This window comes from Bradyrhizobium sp. (genome assembly GCF_030646015.1).
In the GTDB taxonomy this organism is placed as follows: domain Bacteria; phylum Pseudomonadota; class Alphaproteobacteria; order Rhizobiales; family Xanthobacteraceae; genus Bradyrhizobium.
The window spans coordinates 1-17106 of sequence record NZ_JAUSLT010000119.1; the positions used below are offsets into that span (position 1 = coordinate 1).

At 64.1% G+C, this 17106-nt stretch carries 19 protein-coding genes; 11 read left to right on the forward strand and 8 right to left on the reverse strand.

Annotated features, from left to right (window positions below):
- Positions 1–372: 372 nt before the first annotated feature.
- Entirely contained in the window at positions 373–1191 is an 819-nt protein-coding gene (locus Q7T45_RS18675) for a cobalamin-binding protein (RefSeq protein ID WP_304872588.1), read from the reverse strand.
- Between the two features lie 120 nt (positions 1192–1311).
- Here Q7T45_RS18675 and Q7T45_RS18680 point away from each other — a divergent pair, with 120 nt between their 5' ends.
- Positions 1312–1710, forward strand: a complete 399-nt coding sequence (locus tag Q7T45_RS18680) for a PaaI family thioesterase (RefSeq protein ID WP_304872568.1) — start codon at positions 1312–1314, stop codon at positions 1708–1710.
- Between the two features lie 177 nt (positions 1711–1887).
- Entirely contained in the window at positions 1888–2511 is a 624-nt protein-coding gene (locus Q7T45_RS18685; RefSeq protein ID WP_304872569.1) for a GNAT family N-acetyltransferase, read from the forward strand.
- Positions 2512–2584: 73 nt separating this feature from the next.
- On the opposite strand, the gene Q7T45_RS18690 is transcribed toward Q7T45_RS18685, so the two are convergent.
- Positions 2585–2890 carry a hypothetical protein gene (locus Q7T45_RS18690; protein WP_304872570.1) on the reverse strand — a complete coding sequence of 102 codons (306 nt, stop codon included), beginning with the start codon at positions 2888–2890 and terminating at the stop codon, positions 2585–2587.
- 143 nt (positions 2891–3033) lie between these two features.
- Complete coding sequence (locus tag Q7T45_RS18695; protein WP_304872572.1) at positions 3034–3720, reverse strand: DUF2161 domain-containing phosphodiesterase; 687 nt, start codon at positions 3718–3720, stop codon at positions 3034–3036.
- Positions 3721–3931: 211 nt separating this feature from the next.
- Between Q7T45_RS18695 and Q7T45_RS18700 the strand changes: the two genes are divergently transcribed.
- On the forward strand, positions 3932–4636 hold the full coding sequence (locus tag Q7T45_RS18700; protein ID WP_304872574.1) for a GrlR family regulatory protein: 705 nt from the start codon (positions 3932–3934) through the stop codon (positions 4634–4636).
- Positions 4637–4639: 3 nt separating this feature from the next.
- Here Q7T45_RS18700 and fabG read toward each other — a convergent pair whose 3' ends face one another.
- Positions 4640–5320, reverse strand: coding sequence for a 3-oxoacyl-ACP reductase FabG (fabG, locus tag Q7T45_RS18705; RefSeq protein WP_304872575.1), 681 nt, complete (start codon positions 5318–5320; stop codon positions 4640–4642).
- Between the two features lie 239 nt (positions 5321–5559).
- Here fabG and Q7T45_RS18710 point away from each other — a divergent pair, with 239 nt between their 5' ends.
- A complete protein-coding gene (locus tag Q7T45_RS18710; protein ID WP_304745165.1) occupies positions 5560–5763 on the forward strand; it encodes a hypothetical protein in 204 nt (67 codons plus the stop codon).
- Positions 5764–5867: 104 nt separating this feature from the next.
- On the opposite strand, the gene Q7T45_RS18715 is transcribed toward Q7T45_RS18710, so the two are convergent.
- On the reverse strand, positions 5868–6617 hold the full coding sequence (locus Q7T45_RS18715; protein ID WP_304872576.1) for a tyrosine-protein phosphatase: 750 nt from the start codon (positions 6615–6617) through the stop codon (positions 5868–5870).
- A gap of 102 nt (positions 6618–6719) precedes the next feature.
- Between Q7T45_RS18715 and Q7T45_RS18720 the strand changes: the two genes are divergently transcribed.
- Positions 6720–7028, forward strand: coding sequence for an MliC family protein (locus Q7T45_RS18720; RefSeq protein ID WP_304872577.1), 309 nt, complete (start codon positions 6720–6722; stop codon positions 7026–7028).
- A gap of 94 nt (positions 7029–7122) precedes the next feature.
- On the opposite strand, the gene Q7T45_RS18725 is transcribed toward Q7T45_RS18720, so the two are convergent.
- Positions 7123–7323, reverse strand: coding sequence for a DUF2735 domain-containing protein (locus tag Q7T45_RS18725; protein WP_304872578.1), 201 nt, complete (start codon positions 7321–7323; stop codon positions 7123–7125).
- 555 nt (positions 7324–7878) lie between these two features.
- On the opposite strand from Q7T45_RS18725, the gene Q7T45_RS18730 reads away from it, so the two are divergent.
- The 3 genes from Q7T45_RS18730 to Q7T45_RS18740 all read left to right on the forward strand — a co-directional run bounded on the left by Q7T45_RS18730 (position 7879) and on the right by Q7T45_RS18740 (position 10493).
- The gene (locus tag Q7T45_RS18730) at positions 7879–8916 is read left to right on the forward strand and encodes a glutamine synthetase beta-grasp domain-containing protein (RefSeq protein WP_304872579.1); all 1038 of its coding nucleotides are present in this window, start codon (positions 7879–7881) and stop codon (positions 8914–8916) included.
- Between the two features lie 172 nt (positions 8917–9088).
- Positions 9089–9793, forward strand: coding sequence for a GrlR family regulatory protein (locus Q7T45_RS18735; protein ID WP_304872580.1), 705 nt, complete (start codon positions 9089–9091; stop codon positions 9791–9793).
- A gap of 4 nt (positions 9794–9797) precedes the next feature.
- Positions 9798–10493 (forward strand): substrate-binding domain-containing protein, encoded by a 696-nt coding sequence (locus tag Q7T45_RS18740; RefSeq protein ID WP_304872582.1) that lies wholly within the window; start codon positions 9798–9800, stop codon positions 10491–10493.
- On the opposite strand, the gene Q7T45_RS18745 is transcribed toward Q7T45_RS18740, so the two are convergent.
- The gene (locus tag Q7T45_RS18745) at positions 10483–10929 is read right to left on the reverse strand and encodes a DMT family transporter (RefSeq protein WP_370691316.1); all 447 of its coding nucleotides are present in this window, start codon (positions 10927–10929) and stop codon (positions 10483–10485) included. The two genes, Q7T45_RS18740 and Q7T45_RS18745, sit on opposite strands and share 11 nt — an antisense overlap.
- Positions 10930–11067: 138 nt before the next feature.
- Here Q7T45_RS18745 and Q7T45_RS18750 point away from each other — a divergent pair, with 138 nt between their 5' ends.
- Entirely contained in the window at positions 11068–11535 is a 468-nt protein-coding gene (locus Q7T45_RS18750; protein ID WP_304872584.1) for a hypothetical protein, read from the forward strand.
- A 37-nt stretch (positions 11536–11572) separates the two neighbouring features.
- Here Q7T45_RS18750 and Q7T45_RS18755 read toward each other — a convergent pair whose 3' ends face one another.
- On the reverse strand, positions 11573–13657 hold the full coding sequence (locus Q7T45_RS18755) for a methyl-accepting chemotaxis protein (RefSeq protein WP_304872585.1): 2085 nt from the start codon (positions 13655–13657) through the stop codon (positions 11573–11575).
- A gap of 147 nt (positions 13658–13804) precedes the next feature.
- Here Q7T45_RS18755 and Q7T45_RS18760 point away from each other — a divergent pair, with 147 nt between their 5' ends.
- Positions 13805–14395 carry an NADPH-dependent FMN reductase gene (locus Q7T45_RS18760; RefSeq protein WP_304872586.1) on the forward strand — a complete coding sequence of 197 codons (591 nt, stop codon included), beginning with the start codon at positions 13805–13807 and terminating at the stop codon, positions 14393–14395.
- Positions 14396–14494: 99 nt separating this feature from the next.
- Entirely contained in the window at positions 14495–16588 is a 2094-nt protein-coding gene (locus tag Q7T45_RS18765; protein ID WP_304872587.1) for a methyl-accepting chemotaxis protein, read from the forward strand.
- The last annotated feature ends 518 nt before the right edge of the window (positions 16589–17106 follow it).

A 17106-nucleotide genomic window follows, 5' to 3' on the forward strand; every position in this document is an offset into this window, starting at 1 on the left:
AGCGCGAGATAAGCCGTCAAGCCATTGCGCAGGGAATGTCGGATGTTCTCCGCTGCCCTGTATGCTCGTGTGCGCCTTTTTCGCACAATTTTGCACACGAGACCGCGGGTGCAGCGCGCATCCGGCATTCCCTGCTCCCTCTCCGGAGGGACAACGACAGGCAAACCTCGGGCAAATCATGCCGCGAGAATGCGGCCGTGCATCTGCTGTTTGAAATTCGAATCGGGAATCAAACTACGTCATTGCGAGGAGCGTCCGCCGAAGCCCGCCTTCGGGCGAAGGCGGATGCGACGAAGCAATCCATTTCACAACCTGCGCCGCTGCGAGATGGATTGCTTCGTCGCAAGAGCTCCTCGCAATGACGTTGATAGGCTAAGCCGGATCCCCGCTATCGTCCGCCGCTCCCGCATACGCCGGCCACAACGCCTTCACGATCGCGTCCAGCCCATCGGTCAATGCCGCCGGTCCCGGCTGCAATATCAGCGGCGACTTGATCTCGACGATGCGGTCGTGGCGCACGGCCGGAATCTTGCTCCAGCCCGGCCGTTGCCTGATCTTGTCGGGAACGACCTTCTTGCCGCACCACGACGCCAGGATCACATCGGGGGCCGCCGCGAGCACGACATCAGGCAAGATGATGCGATCCTTTGCGGCTTGCTGAAACCGCAATTTCGGCAGTACGTCTTCGCCGCCCGCGATTTCGATCAGCTCCGAAACCCAGCCGATGCCGCTGATCAGCGGATCGTCCCATTCCTCGAAATAGACTTTTGGCTTTTTCGCGGGGCGGGGAGTGGATGCAATTGCGGCGAGACGTTGCTCGTAGAAGGCGGCGAGTTGATCGGCGCGCGCGGCCGCACCGACCAGCGCGCCGAGCGTGCGGATCATCGCCAGAATGCCCGCGATGTCGCGCTGGTTGAAGACGTGGACGGCGATGCCGGCGCGCACCAGATCGGCCATGATGTCGGCCTGCAAATCCGAGAAGGCCAACACGAGATCCGGCTCGAGCGCCAGGATCTTCGGAATGTCCGCCGAGATGAAGGCCGAGACCCGCGGCTTCTCGCGCCTGACCCGCGGCGGCCGCACCGCGTAGCCGGAGACGCCGACGATGCGATCCTCCTCGCCAAGCAGATACAGCGTCTCCACGGTTTCTTCGGTGAGGCAGACGATCCGGCGGGGAGGGTAGTGGCGCATGGAGGACGATATGCCGAATTGCCGGCGCGTTGTCACGGCCATTACCTTGGAGGTCATTGCCTGACTTACCTGGCTCATCCATGCTCGCAGGCTATGCTTGAAGAAAAATCGGGAGCACCCATGACGCCGCTTGAAAAACTGAACTCGATGAAGATGCCGTTCGCGGAATTGAAGGGCGTGGTCTTCACCGAAGCCGAGAAAGACCGCGTGGTGGCGCGGATGCTGGTGCGTCCCGATCTTTGCACGCTGCGTCACACCATTCACGGCGGCGCGGTGATGGCGTTCGCGGATTCGGTCGGGGCGGCGGCGACCGTGATCAACCTGCCCGAGGATGCCAAGGGCACCACCACGATCGAGAGCAAGACCAATTTCATCGGCGGCGCCAAGGAGGGGGCGACGGTGATCGCGACGGCGACACCGGTGCATCGGGGCCGCCGCACCCAGGTCTGGCAGACCCGGCTGGAAACCGAGGACGGCAAGCTGGTCGCGGTGGTGACCCAGACTCAGTTGGTATTATGACGGGTGCTGAATTTCCGTTCATTCGTTAATAATTCATTACATTTCTTAACGCCCCATTCGCGACATTCTGCCGATATTTCAGGCGGATAGCGGGCTTGAATTCCATGGTGCGATGCACAATATTGGTGATCTAGGGATTCGACGCCTCCTCGAGGGCTATCCAAGAGGAGTTATGAAGTGAGACACGAAGACATTACCCGTTCGACCCCTGCCAGGGGCAGCGTCAGGACGTTGCGTCAGCAGGAAGAGCTGCCGTTGCTGCGCGATCACCTGTTGCGCCTCGATTCCGGGAGCCGCCATGACCGTTTCCACGGCTTCATGGATGACAGCTTCATCGAGCGCTATGCCGCCAAATGCGCCGACGACGGTACCGTCATCATCGCCTACATCGAGGATGGCGTGGTGCGGGGCGCGGCGGAGCTGCATCCGCCGGATCAATCGCCGGATTCGCTGCCCGAGATCGCCTTCAGCGTTGAAGCGCGGGTGCGCCGGCAGGGCGTCGGCAGCATCCTGTTCAAGAAGCTGATCGCGGAGGCGCGATCGAAGGGCTACCGCGCCTTGCGGATCACCACCGGCGCGCAGAATCAGGCGATGCGGGCGCTGGCCCACAAGTTCGGCGCGAATCTGACGTTCCGCTACGGCGAATCCACCGGGACGATCGATCTAAGGCCGCAAGCGCAGCCGCAATCCGCGAGGGCAGCGATGGCGACGCCGGTCGACGCCGCACGCGCCATGGCCAGCGTCAACCGCGCCTACTGGAAGATGCTGCTGCGGATGTATGGCTGGGGCCGGGCGGCCTGATCGACCGACGACAGCAAAAAACCCTTCGCCGATCTCCGATCTGCGAAGGGTTAATGATATCAGGAAGCGAAGGTCAGGTGCCGGTGCGCTTGTCGTTGCCAAACTTCCTGACAACGCGGCGCTCCACCACGATCGAGCGTTGCGCGCCCTGTTCGCCGGCGATGACGCGGCTGATCGAACGTCCCAAAACCGGACGCGCCGCCTTATTCACCTCAGCCTGAACGGCTTCAATCGGCAGCCCCATCAGCGATGCCGCGATCTCCGCCTGAGCGTCCAGATCGTCGGTGATGCCGACAGCGGCGAAAATTGCCTCTTCCAGCGTCGGCGGGTCGCGCCGCACGCGCCTCGTGCCGTACTTGGTGTTCCAGTCTTCGCTCATGGGGGCCTCGCATCTCGATGCCAGATACCTAAGTACCCTTATGTTGCATTGCAATATGAAATTGGCATGGCAAACCAGCCATGCGTTTACAATCTCTCCAGCCTGGTCCGCCGGTAACCACGATCATCGGTTACCTTCCGCGGTTACGGCCCTGAATCGGCCGCGCCGGAGAAATCCACCGGCTGCTGTGGCCAGCGTTTCAGCGCGGCGTGGCCGGCATCGGTCAGCACATAGATGCCGCGCTCGGCGCGATCGAACCAGCCATAGACGTTGCTCAGCAGGATTTTCGGCGCATCCGGTATGTCGGGCTTGAGGTCGCGCACCCGCCGCGGCCCCTGCGACAGCGCCGAGGCGCAGGCCAGCGCCTGCTGGCGATAGGCTGTCATAATTGGTGAGCGCGTGCTGCCGCCGAGCGCCGGATCGCCCTTGCGCCGCTGGTGTTCGGCGACCAGCCGGGAGCGCTTCTTCGGATTGCGGCGTGGGCTGGTCTCGGGCGGCTTGACCAGCACCTCGACGTCGCCGGTAGCGGTCACCGCCAGCATGCCGAAGCCGAGCCGGCGGCACAGATTGCGGTAGCGCGCGTCGCTCTCGCGGCCCTTGCCGCGCGCCGACATCCGGGCGGCCAGCCAGACCTCGTCGGCGGCGGCGGCACGATCGACTGCCTGCAGGACCAGCTCGAGATTGAAGGTGAGTTTCAACTCGCCGATCACCACGATCGGCGGTTCGTCGCCGCTCAGCGCCACCAGGTCGCAGCCGGCGATCTCGCCCTTGACCGTGAAGCCGAGGTTCTCGAGGAAGCGTTTGACGGGCAGATAGAGCGCGGTTTCCAAGGGAACTCCCATGCGGGCCGGCGTGGGCTTGCGGTGTCGCCCGCGCGACTCAATGGCGCCAGTTTAGCCTGAATTGCGTTCCGGGGATTTGATCAAAGGGCCGGGGAGCGGCTAGCATGGTCCCGGGACAAGGCAGTTGACGTCGGATGGCTGGCCCGCGAATCCAGGGGAGGCGCGGGTTGAGCTGCATTTCGTCGGGGCCGGAGCGGCAATGCTGCAGGGACTCTACAAGGTCGAGATGAAAACGGTGCACGGTTCGCGCCGCGGCGTGCTCTACTGCTTTGACGGCAAGATGCTGGGCGGCAATTCAGCCTTCGCGTTCATCGGCACTTATCAGGAATCCGGTGGCGAGGTGACGGTCGAAATCTCGGCGATGCGCCACTACGACGATCCGAATTTCCAGCCGCTGTTCAAGACCGACACGATCACGCTCGCACTGAAGGGCAGGCAGCAGGGCGAGCAGTATTTGTTCGAAGGCGGCGCGGCGCAATTGCCCGGCGTTGCCTTCAATTCGGTGATGACCCCGATCAGCGAAGCCGCCGCGCCGCCTGCGGGTGCGACCGAAGCTGATGGCATCGCCAACGGCCTTTATTCGATTCATATCCGGATGCTCGACGGGGTCGACGGTGGCAATACCGGCGTCATGGTCCTGCTCGATGGCCGGATCCGCGGCGGCGACGCCTTCTTCGACTACATCGGCTCCTACACCAGCGCCCACGGCAGGTGGAAAGGCGAACTGATCAATCACGAGCACACGCCGAGCCAGGGCGAGCGGCCGGTATTCGGCGGCTACGAGGTCGGCATCGGCTTTTCCGGCACCTACACCGCCGACGGCGCGGTCGGGGAGGCCACCGCACTGGCCGGCAAGCGCAGCATCCGCTTCAGCGCGGTGCTGAAGAAGATGGCGGACGCGTAAGGGTTAAACCCGCCCGCTCACCGGAAGCAACGCGCCGGTGACGGCGCTGGCGGCGTCGCTGATGAGAAACAGGATCACGTCGGCGAGCTCCTGCGGCGTCACCCATTTGGTGAAATCCGCTTTCGGCATGCTGGCGCGATTGGCCGATGTGTCGATGATCGACGGCAGCACGGCGTTGACGGTGATCTTGCCTTTCCACTCGGCGGCGAGCGCTTCGGTGAGGCGATGCACGCCGGCCTTGGACGCGGCATAGGCGCCCATGCCGGCGCCGGCCTGCAGCGCGCCGATCGCGCCGATATTGACGATCCGCGCCGAAGCCGAGGCAGCCAAATGCGGGATCGCGGCGCACGACGCATTCAGCGCGGTCAACACATTGAGCGCATACATGTGCTGCCAGGTTCGGGGATCGCCCTCGGCGACCGCCTCGAACGCAAAGCCGCCGGCGATATTGACCAGCGCATCGAGCCTGCCGAAATGCGCCACGACGGCGTCGATCGCCTTGCCGGCTTCGGTGGCAACGGAAAGATCCATGCCGCCGAGTTCGATCCGGTTCGCCGTCGCCGGTACCTGCGATGCCGCGCGGTCGAGGCCCGCCACCCGCGCGCCCCGCGCAAGGGCTGCTTTTGCAACCACGCTGCCGAGCGCCCCCGAGGCGCCGGTCACGATAACGACTTTTCCGTCCATGGAGGGTCTCCGGTGTGGGGCAGGCTGGATTCACACTATATTCGGGCGAACTCGCTTGACAGTACCCTTGCGATTTCGAGTTGGCCCTGCCCAGGCGCAACAGATGGCCGGCGTGCCACAGCCTTGCCCCGTAGTGTTACGGTGGCCGATCGATAAAATTTGTCGGAGTTCTGTAAGCGGACCGCAGAAATATCGCGCTAGCTTCCGATGGTCCAATCACTGGGCAGGGGCGCTTCACGATGGGAAATCTACCCGACCACGGTTTACCGCTTGTTCAGCTTAAGGAGCAACGGCGGGATCTGATTGTCGCGCTGCAAAATCGCAACGGCCCGATCAACAGCTGGGAGCTGATGCAGATCGCAGCGGTTCAGCAAGCCATCTCGGCCTTCGAGGACGTCATCGCCGACCTCGACGCCGAAGCGGAAATGGAAGCCGCCGCCTAGTCGACAGCGCGCATTTCGTGGGCTGTGAGGCGTGTCTGGCCGGCTTTGCACAATGACTGTCCTGCCGATGGCCGGTCAGATCGAGACGGGCTCGTCAGCGTGAATCAGGATTCCAGGTAGCGCGCCTTGAGTTCAGCGCGTTCCGACGCCCCAAGGCGCAATCCCTCGCTGAAATAGTTTTCGAGCGTGCCGTAGTCGGTGCCGATCGCCTCGAACGCGGCGGCAAGGAAGGAAGCTTCCACCGAGGCCAGCACCTGCTTGACCTCCTCGGGGAGGTCGTTGCTGCTGGCGGAGGGGTCGCGCCGGTAGAAGCGGTTGGTGAGCAGGTAATCCTCCGATATCAGGTCGTCAGGCACATCAAGCGCATGCAGGATCAGCGCGCAAGCAAACCCGGTGCGATCCTTGCCGGCGGTGCAGTGAATCACCAGCGGCGCGTGGTCGCCGACCAGATGGGCGAACAGCGCGCGAAAGGCCGGCGTGTTCTGACGCACATAGTTGCGGTAGGAATCGCGCATAACCTCCAGGGCGTCGGTCGTCGACAAAGGCACGCCGGTAGCGAGCCGCGCGCGCAGTGCTGCGACGACGGTCGGCTCGACCGGCAGCGAATGGACGGCGATCTCCTCAACCCCGCAGATCGCGGCAGCGCGCTCCTCGGTGCCGCGGAAATCGAAGGCGCGCCTGACGCCGAGGCCGCGCAGCACCTCGATATCGGCTTCGGTGAGGTGGCCGAGATGGTTGGAGCGGAAAATCTGCCGCCAGCGGACAGCACGGCCGTCGCGGGCGGTATAGCCGCCGAGGTCGCGGAAATTGCTGGCGCCGGCGAGGTTGAGGTGACGGGCAGGGGAATCTGACATCAGATCAGCTTAGGCCATCCGGTGCGGCGGGGAAAAGGCGGAACAGGCATATCGCCTGAGGGGATGGGTCCGGTCTATACTTGGCGCTTCCGGGGGGCCAGCATGAATCGACGCAAGGGCATTGCTATCGGTGCGGCACTATGGGTTCTCGGGGCCGGCGCATCGCCCACGTTGGCACAGACGACCTGGCGGAACTATAGCTGCGGCGACGGCGCCCAGTTCATCGTTGGATTTTTCCAGTACGACAAGCGCGCGCATATGCAGATCGACGGCAAGGCGGTGACGCTGGACAAGCGCCTGTGGCTGTCGGGCTCGCGCTATTCGGGCCACGGCGTGACCTTGACGATCAACAAGGCCGGTACTCGGCTCAAGCACGGCAAACGGCCGGTGACGGCATGCGAGACCAATTGAAAAAGGGCCGAAACGTTTTCGTTTCGACCCTTGTTCCGCTCCTGGGACCGCAACAGCCATCGCCGGTACGTCAGCATCATGTCTGCACCGGGCATCAGCGTTCACGTACCGGCTTGGCGTCCTGGATCGCTGCGTCATGGTACCAGGCGCCGCCGACGGCAACCTCGCTGGCGCGCGACGAAGCAAGGTCGGTGACGGCGTCGGCATTTTCATAACGACGTCCTCCGAGTGCCGAGCGGCCCCCGGCAGGGAATTGGTAGATCTTGGCGGACCCCTGATTCAAACTCGTATTCATCTCAGTCTCTCCTGATGCGCGGCGCGCGGGGGATAATGGTGCGCCCGACTCGTTCTCGGATGGTTACTGATCCCGATATCGTTGGTGCTCTCGGCGAGTGCAACATGATCAAAGAAAGATCATTTCCTGTACATAAAATGGGCATCCGCAATTTTGCTTCCAGCAAGGCAGTGACCGGGTGGCTAACGCTTGAACCGTCGGCAAGGTTGCGAAGAGGAGCGGGTGCCGGCGACGAATGCCGCCGATGGTTGGCGCGGATTTAATCCGGGCGAGGCGCGCTCTGCCGGTTGCTGCCTTATCAGGCGCATTTCAGGCCCTGTTCGGGTCCTCCGGGGCTTGGCCGACGAGCCTGACCGCGCGACTTTGCCGCACCCAAAATCCCGGGATTTGGGCGGGCGAGGGAGAGATATCTCCGTTCGAGCCGGTGCCCCGCGTGGCGGCGACTGGCACTTTAATTGCTTGGTAAGGAGTGGCCGATGGCGGCCGGGTACGTGTGTGGTGGCCAATAGGGTCTCGGTTTCCGCACCTTTCGCATCATCAACATGAGAGAGCTCAATGACAAAGTACAAGCTCGAGTATATCTGGCTCGACGGATATGCGCCGACGCCGAATCTGCGCGGCAAAACCCAGATCAAGGAATTCGATTCGTTCCCGACGCTTGAGCAACTTCCGTTGTGGGGCTTCGACGGAAGCTCGACCATGCAGGCCGAGGGCCATAGTTCGGATTGCGTGCTCAAGCCGGTCGCCATCTATCCGGATGCCGCGCGTACCAACGGCGCGCTGGTGATGTGCGAAGTCATGATGCCCGACGGCAAGACCCCCCATGTCACCAACAAGCGGGCCACCATCCTCGACGACGAGGGCGCATGGTTCGGCTTCGAGCAGGAATACTTCTTTTACAAGAACGGCCGCCCGCTCGGATTTCCCAATGACGGCTATCCCGCGCCGCAGGGCCCGTATTACACCGGCGTCGGCTACTCCAACGTCGGCGATGTCGCCCGCGAGATCGTCGAGAAGCACCTCGATCTCTGCCTGGCCGCCGGCATCAACCACGAAGGCATCAACGCCGAAGTCGCGAAGGGCCAGTGGGAATTCCAGATCTTCGGCAAGGGCTCCAGGAAGGCCGCCGACGAAATGTGGATGGCCCGCTACCTGATGCAGCGGCTGACCGAGAAGTACGGCATCGACATCGAGTATCACTGCAAGCCGCTCGGCGACACCGACTGGAACGGCTCCGGCATGCACGCCAACTTCTCCACCACCTACATGCGCGAAGTGGGCGGCAAGGAGTATTTCGAGAAGCTGATGGCGGCATTCGAAGCCAACCGGGCCGAGCATATCGAGGTCTACGGGCCGGATAACCATCTGCGGCTGACGGGCAAACACGAGACCGCATCGATCCATCAGTTCAGCTATGGCATCGCGGACCGCGGCGCTTCGATCCGCGTCCCGCACAGCTTCGCCAACAACGGATACAAGGGCTATCTGGAAGACCGCCGTCCGAACTCGCAAGGCGACCCCTACCAGATCGCCTCCCGGATCCTGAAGACCATCGCTTCGGTTCCGATCGCCGCCAAGGCGGCCGCGGCCTGAGCGCTCGTTCCACGGCCCTGAGCGGGGCGTCCGCCCGTAATCTGATCCGCCAAAGCGCAAACGCTTTGGCGGATCATTGCGTTTGAGCACCTGCCGTTCAAACCCGTTTCCTCGCCGTGCGAACCGCGTTAGATAGCTGGATTGCACCGTAGTGGTTGGGGGACGCGGGTTTTTGCTGGAGGGTTTTTACAAGGTCAGGTTCCAGGTCGATGACGCGGTCGGCCGCAGCGTGATGTACGCCAACGGCGGCAGCATGCTCGGCGGCAATTCGGCGTTCGCGCATTACGGCACCTATAGCGAGGTCGACGGCATCGTCACCTCCGAGATCACCAGCCACCGCCACAACGACGATCCCAGCTACCAGTCGCTGCTGGGATCAGACATCGCCACGATCGACGTTCGCGGCAGCGCGATCGGCGATATCTATTATTTCGAGGGCGGCTCGCCTCAGATGCCGGGCGCGGTGTTCCGTTCGGTCATGACCCCGATCGCCGACGAGATCGTTCCGCCCAGGGATGCGGTCGGCGAGGGCGGCATCGTCAACGGGCTCTATTCCGTTCACATCAGGATGCTCGATGGCGTCGATGGCGGCCTCACCGGGGTGATGCTGCTGCATGACGGCCGCATCCTCGGCGGTGATGCGTTCTTCTACTATCTCGGCACCTATACGTCGGCGAACGGCCGCTGGAGAGGCGAAATCCTCAATCAAGAGCACACGCCGGCCAAAAGCGAGCATCCGATTTTCGGCGGCCATGAGGTCGGCATCGGATTTGCCGGCACCTGCGACGATCGCGGTGCTTTGCTGGAAGCGACCGCGCTGGCGGGCAAACGCAGCCTTCGCCTGACCGCGGTGCTCAAGCTGATGCGGCCGGCGTAGGTCGATGACAAAACCGGTTCGGATTCTCTCGACGCTGGCCTTGAAGGGCGCGGTGGGCAGCCTTGCCGCTCGGTTTGAAGCGGAAAGCGGCGCGCGCATCGATGCCGATTTCGCGCCGACGCTGGCGCTGCTGGAACGCCTGCGCGGCGGCGAGGGCGCCGACGTCGTGATCCTGACCAAGGAGGCGCTCGACGATCTCGCCGCCAGGGGAACGGTGGTCGCGGCGAGCTGCGCCGATCTGGCGCGCTCCTATGTCGGCATCGCGGTGAAGGCCGGCGCCGGGCATCCCGATATCGCGACGGAAGCCGCACTTCGGGCGACGTTGCTCGGCGCGCGGTCGGTGGCCTATTCGCGCCTCGGCGCCAGCGGCATCTTCTTTACGCAACTGATCGATCGACTGGGGATCGCCGCCGATATCAACGCCCGCGCCAAAACCATTCCACAAGGCTTTACCGCCGAATTGCTGGTGTCCGGCGAAGCGGCCCTCGCGGTGCAGCAGATAAGCGAATTGAAGCTGGTCGGTGGTGTCGAGGTCGTCGGGCCGATCCCGCGCGAGTTGCAGAGCCCGGCGGTATTTTCCGCCGGTCGCCTCGCGGCGTCGAACAATGTGGCGTCATCCGACCGGCTCCTCACGTTTCTGGCCTCGCCCAAGGCGGTACCGGCGCTGCGGGAGTCCGGACTGGAGCCTTTCAGTCCTTGATCAGGACGACGCCGGCGATCAGCAACGCCGCGCCGGCGACGCGCGACAGGCTGACCGGATGCGACGCCAATCCGAACGCGCCGAAATGGTCCAGCGTGATCGCAGTCGCCATCTGGCCCGCAACCACCAGCGCGATCAGGGTTGCCGCACCGAGCGAGGGCAGCAACAGGATCATCAGCAGGATGAACACGCCGCCGAGCACGCCGCCGGACCACGTCCACCACGGCGTATCGGCCACCGCCTTCCAGGATGGCAGGCGTTCGCCGAGCGCGAACAGCACGACGATCATCGTTACCAGGCCGACGAGATAGCTGACGAAGCCTGCCCAGGCGGGTGAGCCGAGCGCGGTCCGCAAGGCGCCGTTCAGCACCTGTTGCACGGCCACGCTGACGCCGGCGCAAAGCGCGAGGGCATAGAGGAGAAAGGCTTGCACGATGTCCTCCAGTTGATTCGGCCGTCTGGCCCGAGCCGTGCCCGACCTTGGCCAGCCGCCCAGACGCCTTGATGGATATCAATAGAGTGCAACAAGCGCGACAGTATAAGATTCTATCAATAGAGACGGTTGGAGGATCGAATGAAATTTCGTGAATTGATTGGGATTCTCCTGGTTGGCGCCTTCCCGCTGACCGCCAGCGCTCAATCGGTGACCAAGTCGCCGGCGAATGAGCAATATTTGCCGCGGCTCGGCGACATCATGAACAATATCCAATTGCGGCACATCAAGCTGTCGTTCGCCGGCAAGGCCCAGAATTGGGAATTGGCGGCGTACGAGCTTCGCCAGCTCAGGGCCGGCCTGGTGGAAGCCGCCGTGATGTATGACGGCATCCCCGTAACCAACGTGGCGACGATGACGGCGCCGATCGATTCGATCGGCGATGCCATTGCCGCAAAGGACGGCAAGCGGTTTGCGAAGTTGTTCAGCGAGCTGACTGTGGGCTGCAACGGCTGCCACCAATCGATGGACCGCGGCTATATCCAGATTCGGGTGCCCACCGAGCAGCCCTTCAGCAATCAGGTGTTTCCTCCGCGCGGCACGCCGTGAGCGCCTGAACGGGCGGCATTCCGCGCTTTCCCCCGATTTACGCGGCGCGGACCTCGGAGAGGAAGCGGTTGAACTGTCCGGCCAGATCGCGCGATTGCGACGACAATTGTTCGGCGGCGCCGAGCACCTGATTGGCGGCCGAACCGGTGTCGTCGGCGGCACGCTGCACGCCGGAGATGTTCGCGTTCACTTCCTGGGTGCCGCGCGCGGCTTCCTGGACGCTGCGCGAGATTTCCCTGGTCGCCGAGCCCTGTTCCTCGATGGCGGACGCAATCGCGATACCGATCTGGTCGATCTCGGTGATGACGTCGACCACGTTCTTGATCGCCTGCACGGTTTCGTCGCTCGCGGCCTGAATGGCTGCGATCTGTTCGGAGATCTCGGTGGTGGCCTTGGCGGTCTGGCCGGCCAGCGATTTGACCTCGGAGGCCACCACGGCAAACCCGCGTCCGGCGTCGCCGGCGCGTGCGGCCTCGATGGTGGCGTTCAGCGCCAGCAGGTTGGTCTGGGCGGCGATGCTCTGGATCAGCGTCACGACGTCGCCGATCTTCTGCGCCCCCTCGGCCAGCGAACGCGCGGTATCGCCGCTGCGGCGGGCATTGTCGACCGCGCGCGCCGCGATCTCGGTGGATTGCGTGACCTGGCGCGCGATCTCCGAGATCGATGAGGTCAGCTCTTCGGTGGCGCTGGCGACCGTCTGCACGTTGGTCGAGGTTTGTTCGGAGGCGGCAGCCACTACTCCGGCCTGACGGTTGGTGGCCGACGCGGTCGACGACATCGACTGCGCGGTGGTTTCCATCGTGGCGGAAGCGGTGGACAGCCCGCCGACCAGTTCGGTTACCTTGGTTTCGAAGGCGCGGGTGAGATCGTCGAGCACGCGGGCACGCCGCATCTTGACCTCGTTCTCGGCTTCCTGCTCCGCGGTGAGGCGGTCGGCCTCGATCTTGTTGTGCTTGAAGACGCCGACGGCAGCCGCCATCGCGCCGATCTCGTCGCTGCGGTCAACGCCGGGAATTTCGCCGGAGACGTCGCCGCTGGCGAGTTGCGACATCGTCGCGGTGAGGTCCACGATAGGCTGGCAGACGCGACGACGGACCATGATCACGAGGCCGACGCTGGCAACCGCGACCGCGATGAGCCCGGCGAGCGCAATCAGGAAGCTCAAGCGTGCGGAAGACCCGGCCGCTTCGAGGATCTGTTCGGCGTTGCCGTAGAAGGCATCGCGCACTTCGATGACCGAGCCGAGACCCTTTTGCGACTCCGCGAAAAAGGCATTCTCGTCGTGCTCGTATTTGCCGCTGACGGCGCCTTCCTTGACCAGCTTCAATTCCTGGCCGAAGCGCCCGACATAGGCCTCGTTCATCTTCTCGAGCGCCGCCGCGACGTTGGCGGGGGTCGCCGGATTGCCGCGCAACTGCTGCAGCGACATCAGGATCTGATCGGCACGGCCCTGGGCGCGGCTCAGTTCCATCTTCTCGGGCTCAGTCGCCACGCGCTTGGAGCCCACGAGGTTCTTGTGGACGCTGGCGTTGTAACCGCCGACGTCGCGCAGCGTCCAGGCGATGTTGGCGTAGCTTGCCTGCCGGTACGCGTCGCCGTCGAGCTGGGCCATCTTGCGGACCTGCTCGTCGAGCAGCGCGGTGACGGCGGTATTGAAGACGGCGTTATCGGCGACGATCTTCCGGGCGGCGTCCTTGCGGGCCTCGGCCGGACCGTCGATCGCCTTGTCGATCGACTCGCGAAGTGCGGAAAATTTCTTGTTCAGCTCATCCATCGCGCTGCCCACGGCGGCGCCATCGTCGAGCGCACCGGACAGGTTCTTGCGGATTGCGTTCATCCTGTCGCGCGCGCCGTCGGTCTGCTTGCGGTATTTGTCGTTGAGCTCCGCCCGCATCTTCGGATCCACGGCGGGCGGCCCGTACAGGATGTTGGTCGAGTAGCCGCGCTCGGGGTTGAGGTAGCGCGGAATTTCGCCGACCGCCCGGACCACTTCGAGCCGGCTTTGCGCGACTGAAACCTTGTCCATTGTCTGGTATTTCGAAACGGCCACGTAAACGGCGAGCCCACCGCCGACGGCGGACAGGGAGACGATGGCGGCGGTCAGCAGGGTACCGATTTTCATGGGATTTGGGCCGATCACGAGGGATGGAGAGGCAGGACGCTTTACGGTGGGGCGCTTTACGGTAATCAGGTGTGAATTAAGGTGAGGTTTACATTCACGGGAATCCCGATCCGGGATGCGGGTCCTTGGGCGTGACAGGATGATGCCATGAGCAATCGCATTCTCGTGTTCTACGGTTCGTACCGCTCCGACCGGATGGGCATCCGGCTGGCGCGGTTCGTCGTCGAAGGCCTACGCGGGCGCGGGGATGACGTCGAACTGATTGATGCCAGGGCGGTCGGCCTGCCGATGCTGGATCGGATGTACAAGGAATACCCGAACGGCGAGGCGCCGGCGGCATTGGAAAAACTCGCCGGCCAGATCCGCGACGCCGACGGGTTTGTCTTCATCACCGGCGAATATAATTGGGGCATCCAGCCCGGCCTGAAGAATCTCACCGATCATTTCCTCGAGGAGTGGTTCTGGCGGCCCGCCGCCATTGCGAGCTATTCGGCGGGCCGCCTCGGAGGCGCCCGCGCCGCCACCGCCTGGCATGGCACGCTGTCGGAGATGGGCATGGTGGTGATCTCCTCGACGATCGGGGTGGGAGCGATCTCGCAAGCGCTGTCCGTCGACGGCCAGCCGACAGGCGAGGGCGGCAAGGCGCTGGCGCATGCGTTTCCGCGCTTCGCGGATGATCTGGCATGGTGGATGGAGGCGGCGAAAGCGCAGCGGCAGAGGAAGCAGCCGCCCTATTGAGGCGAGCCCCGATGGTGCGCACCCGTAATTCACCGAGGGTGCGCGGAACCGGAATTCTTTACCATTCGGCGTTAACTGGCCACCCAACTGGAGGTCCTCATGCTGAATCGTCTGACCATTTCCGCGTTGCTCAAGTCCGTCATCGCCGTGATGGCGGCCTGCGTCGTGGCTTTTCTCATCATGACCGCGTGGGATTCGTGGGGCCGGCTGCAGACCGCCGCCCGCATATCCGTCATCGCGGATGCCTCGGCCCATGCCTTCAAGGCGATGAGCAATCTGCGCACCGACCGCGCCACGACGAGTCAGAATTTGAACGCCGAAGCCGTCACGGCGGCCGACGGGATCAAGACGCAGCAAGGCTATCGCGACATCATCAATCCGGCGCTGCGGTCGTTGCTGGACCTCGCCGCAACGGTCGAGTTCCCGGAGCGAGCCACGCTGCTTCCCTCGCTGACCCGGCAGTTCGATACACTGAAGACCTTGCAGACCGAATCCGTCGCGGCGATGGCCCAGCCGAAGGCGTCGCGCCGGGCAGCGCTTGGCAAGGAATATGCCGATGCCGCAACCACGTTGTTGCAGACGCTGGAAAAGCTGGTCACCCAGCTCTCCGCCGCCGTCAGCCATGTCGACCCCGTGGTCGATCAATTGCTGGCGGTCAAGCAGCTCGCCTGGCAGGTCCGCGATACCGGCGGTCAGGGCGCCGTGCTGTTGTCTCAGGGACTTGTCACCGGACGCCTGCCGCCGGAAGCGCGCCAGACCTACGCCAAATTCGCCACCGCGGCGGAATATTCCTGGAAGGCTCTGGAAACCGTCGTCGCCGGAACGCAATTGCCCGCCGGCCTGGTCGAAGCCATGGCCGCAACCAAGACGGCCTATTTCGAGCCGCAATATATGGCGTTCTCCGAGCGCCTGCTGAATGCGATGATTGCCGGCGAGAAGACCGAAGTGACGTCGGCGCAATGGAGTCCCGACGCGATCGCAAGGCTCGGCGTCGCCGTCGCGCTTGCCGAGCGCGCGCTCGACGAGGCCAAGCGCCACGCCGCGGGGCAGTGGTCTTCGGCGCGGCAATCCCTGATCCTCAATGTGTTGTTGCTGGCCGCGGCCCTCGTGCTGGCGATCGGCAGCATGATGCTGGTCGGCCGCCGCGTCATCACGCCGCTGCACGCCATTCGCGATGGCATGCTGAAGGTCGCCGCGGGCGACCTGTCGGTGGATGCCGGTTATGCCGATCGCCAGGACGAAATCGGATCGCTGGCCGGCGCACTCGCCACATTCAAGCAGCAGGCGGTCGAGAAGATGCGGATCGAGCAGCAGGAGCGCGAACGCAATGCCGGGGCCGCCACGCGGCAGCAGGCCGTCGAGAGCTATATCGGCGAATTCGAGAGCCATGTGCGCGGGACGCTTCAGCAACTCGGCGACGCCTCCAACCAGATGCGGACCACCTCGGACGGCATGGCGGCGGTTTCCACCCAGACCAATGCCAGCGTGCAGGTTGCCGCCAAGGCCTCGGGCGAAGCCTCGATGAACGTGCAGAGCGTTGCTTCCGCCGCGGAAGAGTTGAGTGCCTCGATCAACGATATCTCGCGGCAGGCCGCGCATGCCGCCGGCATTGCCGGCCGCGCCGTCAGCCAGGCGAGGGCGACCGACAGCACGGTGCAGGGCCTCGCCAAGACCGCCAGCCGGATCGGCGAAGTGGTCGGCCTGATCAATGATATCGCGTCGCAGACCAATTTGCTGGCGCTCAACGCCACCATCGAAGCCGCCCGCGCCGGCGAGGCCGGGCGTGGCTTCGCGGTGGTGGCGTCCGAAGTGAAATCGCTGGCCAGCCAGACCGCCAAGGCGACCGAGGATATTTCGGAGCAGATCGCCGACATGCAGAAGGTCGCAAGCGAGGCGATCGAAGCGATCAAGGGGATCGGCGGCATCATCGGCGAAGTCAACGAGGTCGCCACCGCGATCGCCGCGGCCGTCGAAGAGCAGGGCGCCGCCACCCAGGAGATCACCCGCAGCACCCAGCAGGCGGCGCAGGGCACCAAGAACGTGTCCGAGAACATCACCGGCGTCAGCGCCGGCGCCGATGCCGCCGGCGCGGCAGCGCAGAACGTCAAGACCGCCTCGGAGATGCTGGGCGACCAGACCCAGCAATTGCGCGGCCAGGTCGACGACTTCCTCGGCAAGATCCGCGCGGCCTGATCGGGCGCGCCTCACGACCGTCATCCCCCGCGCATGCGGGGGATCGAGTACGCCGCGGCTTCTCTGCACGCTCGCTTGCACACCCCATGACCGTCATCCTCCGCGAAAGCGGGGGACCCAGTACGCCGTGACTTCTCGGCTCTATCGCTGGCGTCTCTGGAATACTGGGCGCCCGGTCTGCGCCGGGCGATGACAGCGGTGTTTGTGCGAGGAGCGCAGACTCCGTCGCCACATATTTAAATTTCAAACAGCAAGCGGATACACGTCCGCATTCCCGCGGCGCGATGCGCCCGAGGTTTGCGTCTGGTTCACCCTTCCTGAGAAAGAAGGGCGCGGGGAAAGCCGGGTGCCGATCGCACCCGCGGTCGTGCACAAAGAGCGCACGAGTAGACCACAGGGCAACCGGATCAACCGGCTTTCCCCGCACGATGGGTTACGGCTTATACGTGATCACCCTGGTGACCGGGCTTTCTTGCCACCATCGCCCTGCGGATTGACGATGCCTGCGAAGCCCGGTT

Excerpts from the sequence above, each read along its gene's own strand:
- Q7T45_RS18725 (WP_304872578.1), bottom strand. The coding sequence starts at position 7,323 with ATGAATACGAGTTTGAATCAGGGGTCCGCCAAGATCTACCAATTCCCT.
- Q7T45_RS18755 (WP_304872585.1), bottom strand. The coding sequence starts at position 13,657 with ATGAAAATCGGTACCCTGCTGACCGCCGCCATCGTCTCCCTGTCCGCC.
- Q7T45_RS18730 (WP_304872579.1), top strand. The coding sequence starts at position 7,879 with ATGACAAAGTACAAGCTCGAGTATATCTGGCTCGACGGATATGCGCCG.
- Q7T45_RS18675 (WP_304872588.1), bottom strand. The coding sequence starts at position 1,191 with ATGCGCCACTACCCTCCCCGCCGGATCGTCTGCCTCACCGAAGAAACC.
- Q7T45_RS18680 (WP_304872568.1), top strand. The coding sequence starts at position 1,312 with ATGACGCCGCTTGAAAAACTGAACTCGATGAAGATGCCGTTCGCGGAA.
- Q7T45_RS18690 (WP_304872570.1), bottom strand. The coding sequence starts at position 2,890 with ATGAGCGAAGACTGGAACACCAAGTACGGCACGAGGCGCGTGCGGCGC.
- Q7T45_RS18740 (WP_304872582.1), top strand. The coding sequence starts at position 9,798 with ATGACAAAACCGGTTCGGATTCTCTCGACGCTGGCCTTGAAGGGCGCG.
- fabG (WP_304872575.1), bottom strand. The coding sequence starts at position 5,320 with ATGGACGGAAAAGTCGTTATCGTGACCGGCGCCTCGGGGGCGCTCGGC.
- Q7T45_RS18720 (WP_304872577.1), top strand. The coding sequence starts at position 6,720 with ATGAATCGACGCAAGGGCATTGCTATCGGTGCGGCACTATGGGTTCTC.
- Q7T45_RS18765 (WP_304872587.1), top strand. The coding sequence starts at position 14,495 with ATGCTGAATCGTCTGACCATTTCCGCGTTGCTCAAGTCCGTCATCGCC.
- Q7T45_RS18710 (WP_304745165.1), top strand. The coding sequence starts at position 5,560 with ATGGGAAATCTACCCGACCACGGTTTACCGCTTGTTCAGCTTAAGGAG.
- Q7T45_RS18760 (WP_304872586.1), top strand. The coding sequence starts at position 13,805 with ATGAGCAATCGCATTCTCGTGTTCTACGGTTCGTACCGCTCCGACCGG.
- Q7T45_RS18715 (WP_304872576.1), bottom strand. The coding sequence starts at position 6,617 with ATGTCAGATTCCCCTGCCCGTCACCTCAACCTCGCCGGCGCCAGCAAT.
- Q7T45_RS18750 (WP_304872584.1), top strand. The coding sequence starts at position 11,068 with ATGAAATTTCGTGAATTGATTGGGATTCTCCTGGTTGGCGCCTTCCCG.
- Q7T45_RS18700 (WP_304872574.1), top strand. The coding sequence starts at position 3,932 with ATGCTGCAGGGACTCTACAAGGTCGAGATGAAAACGGTGCACGGTTCG.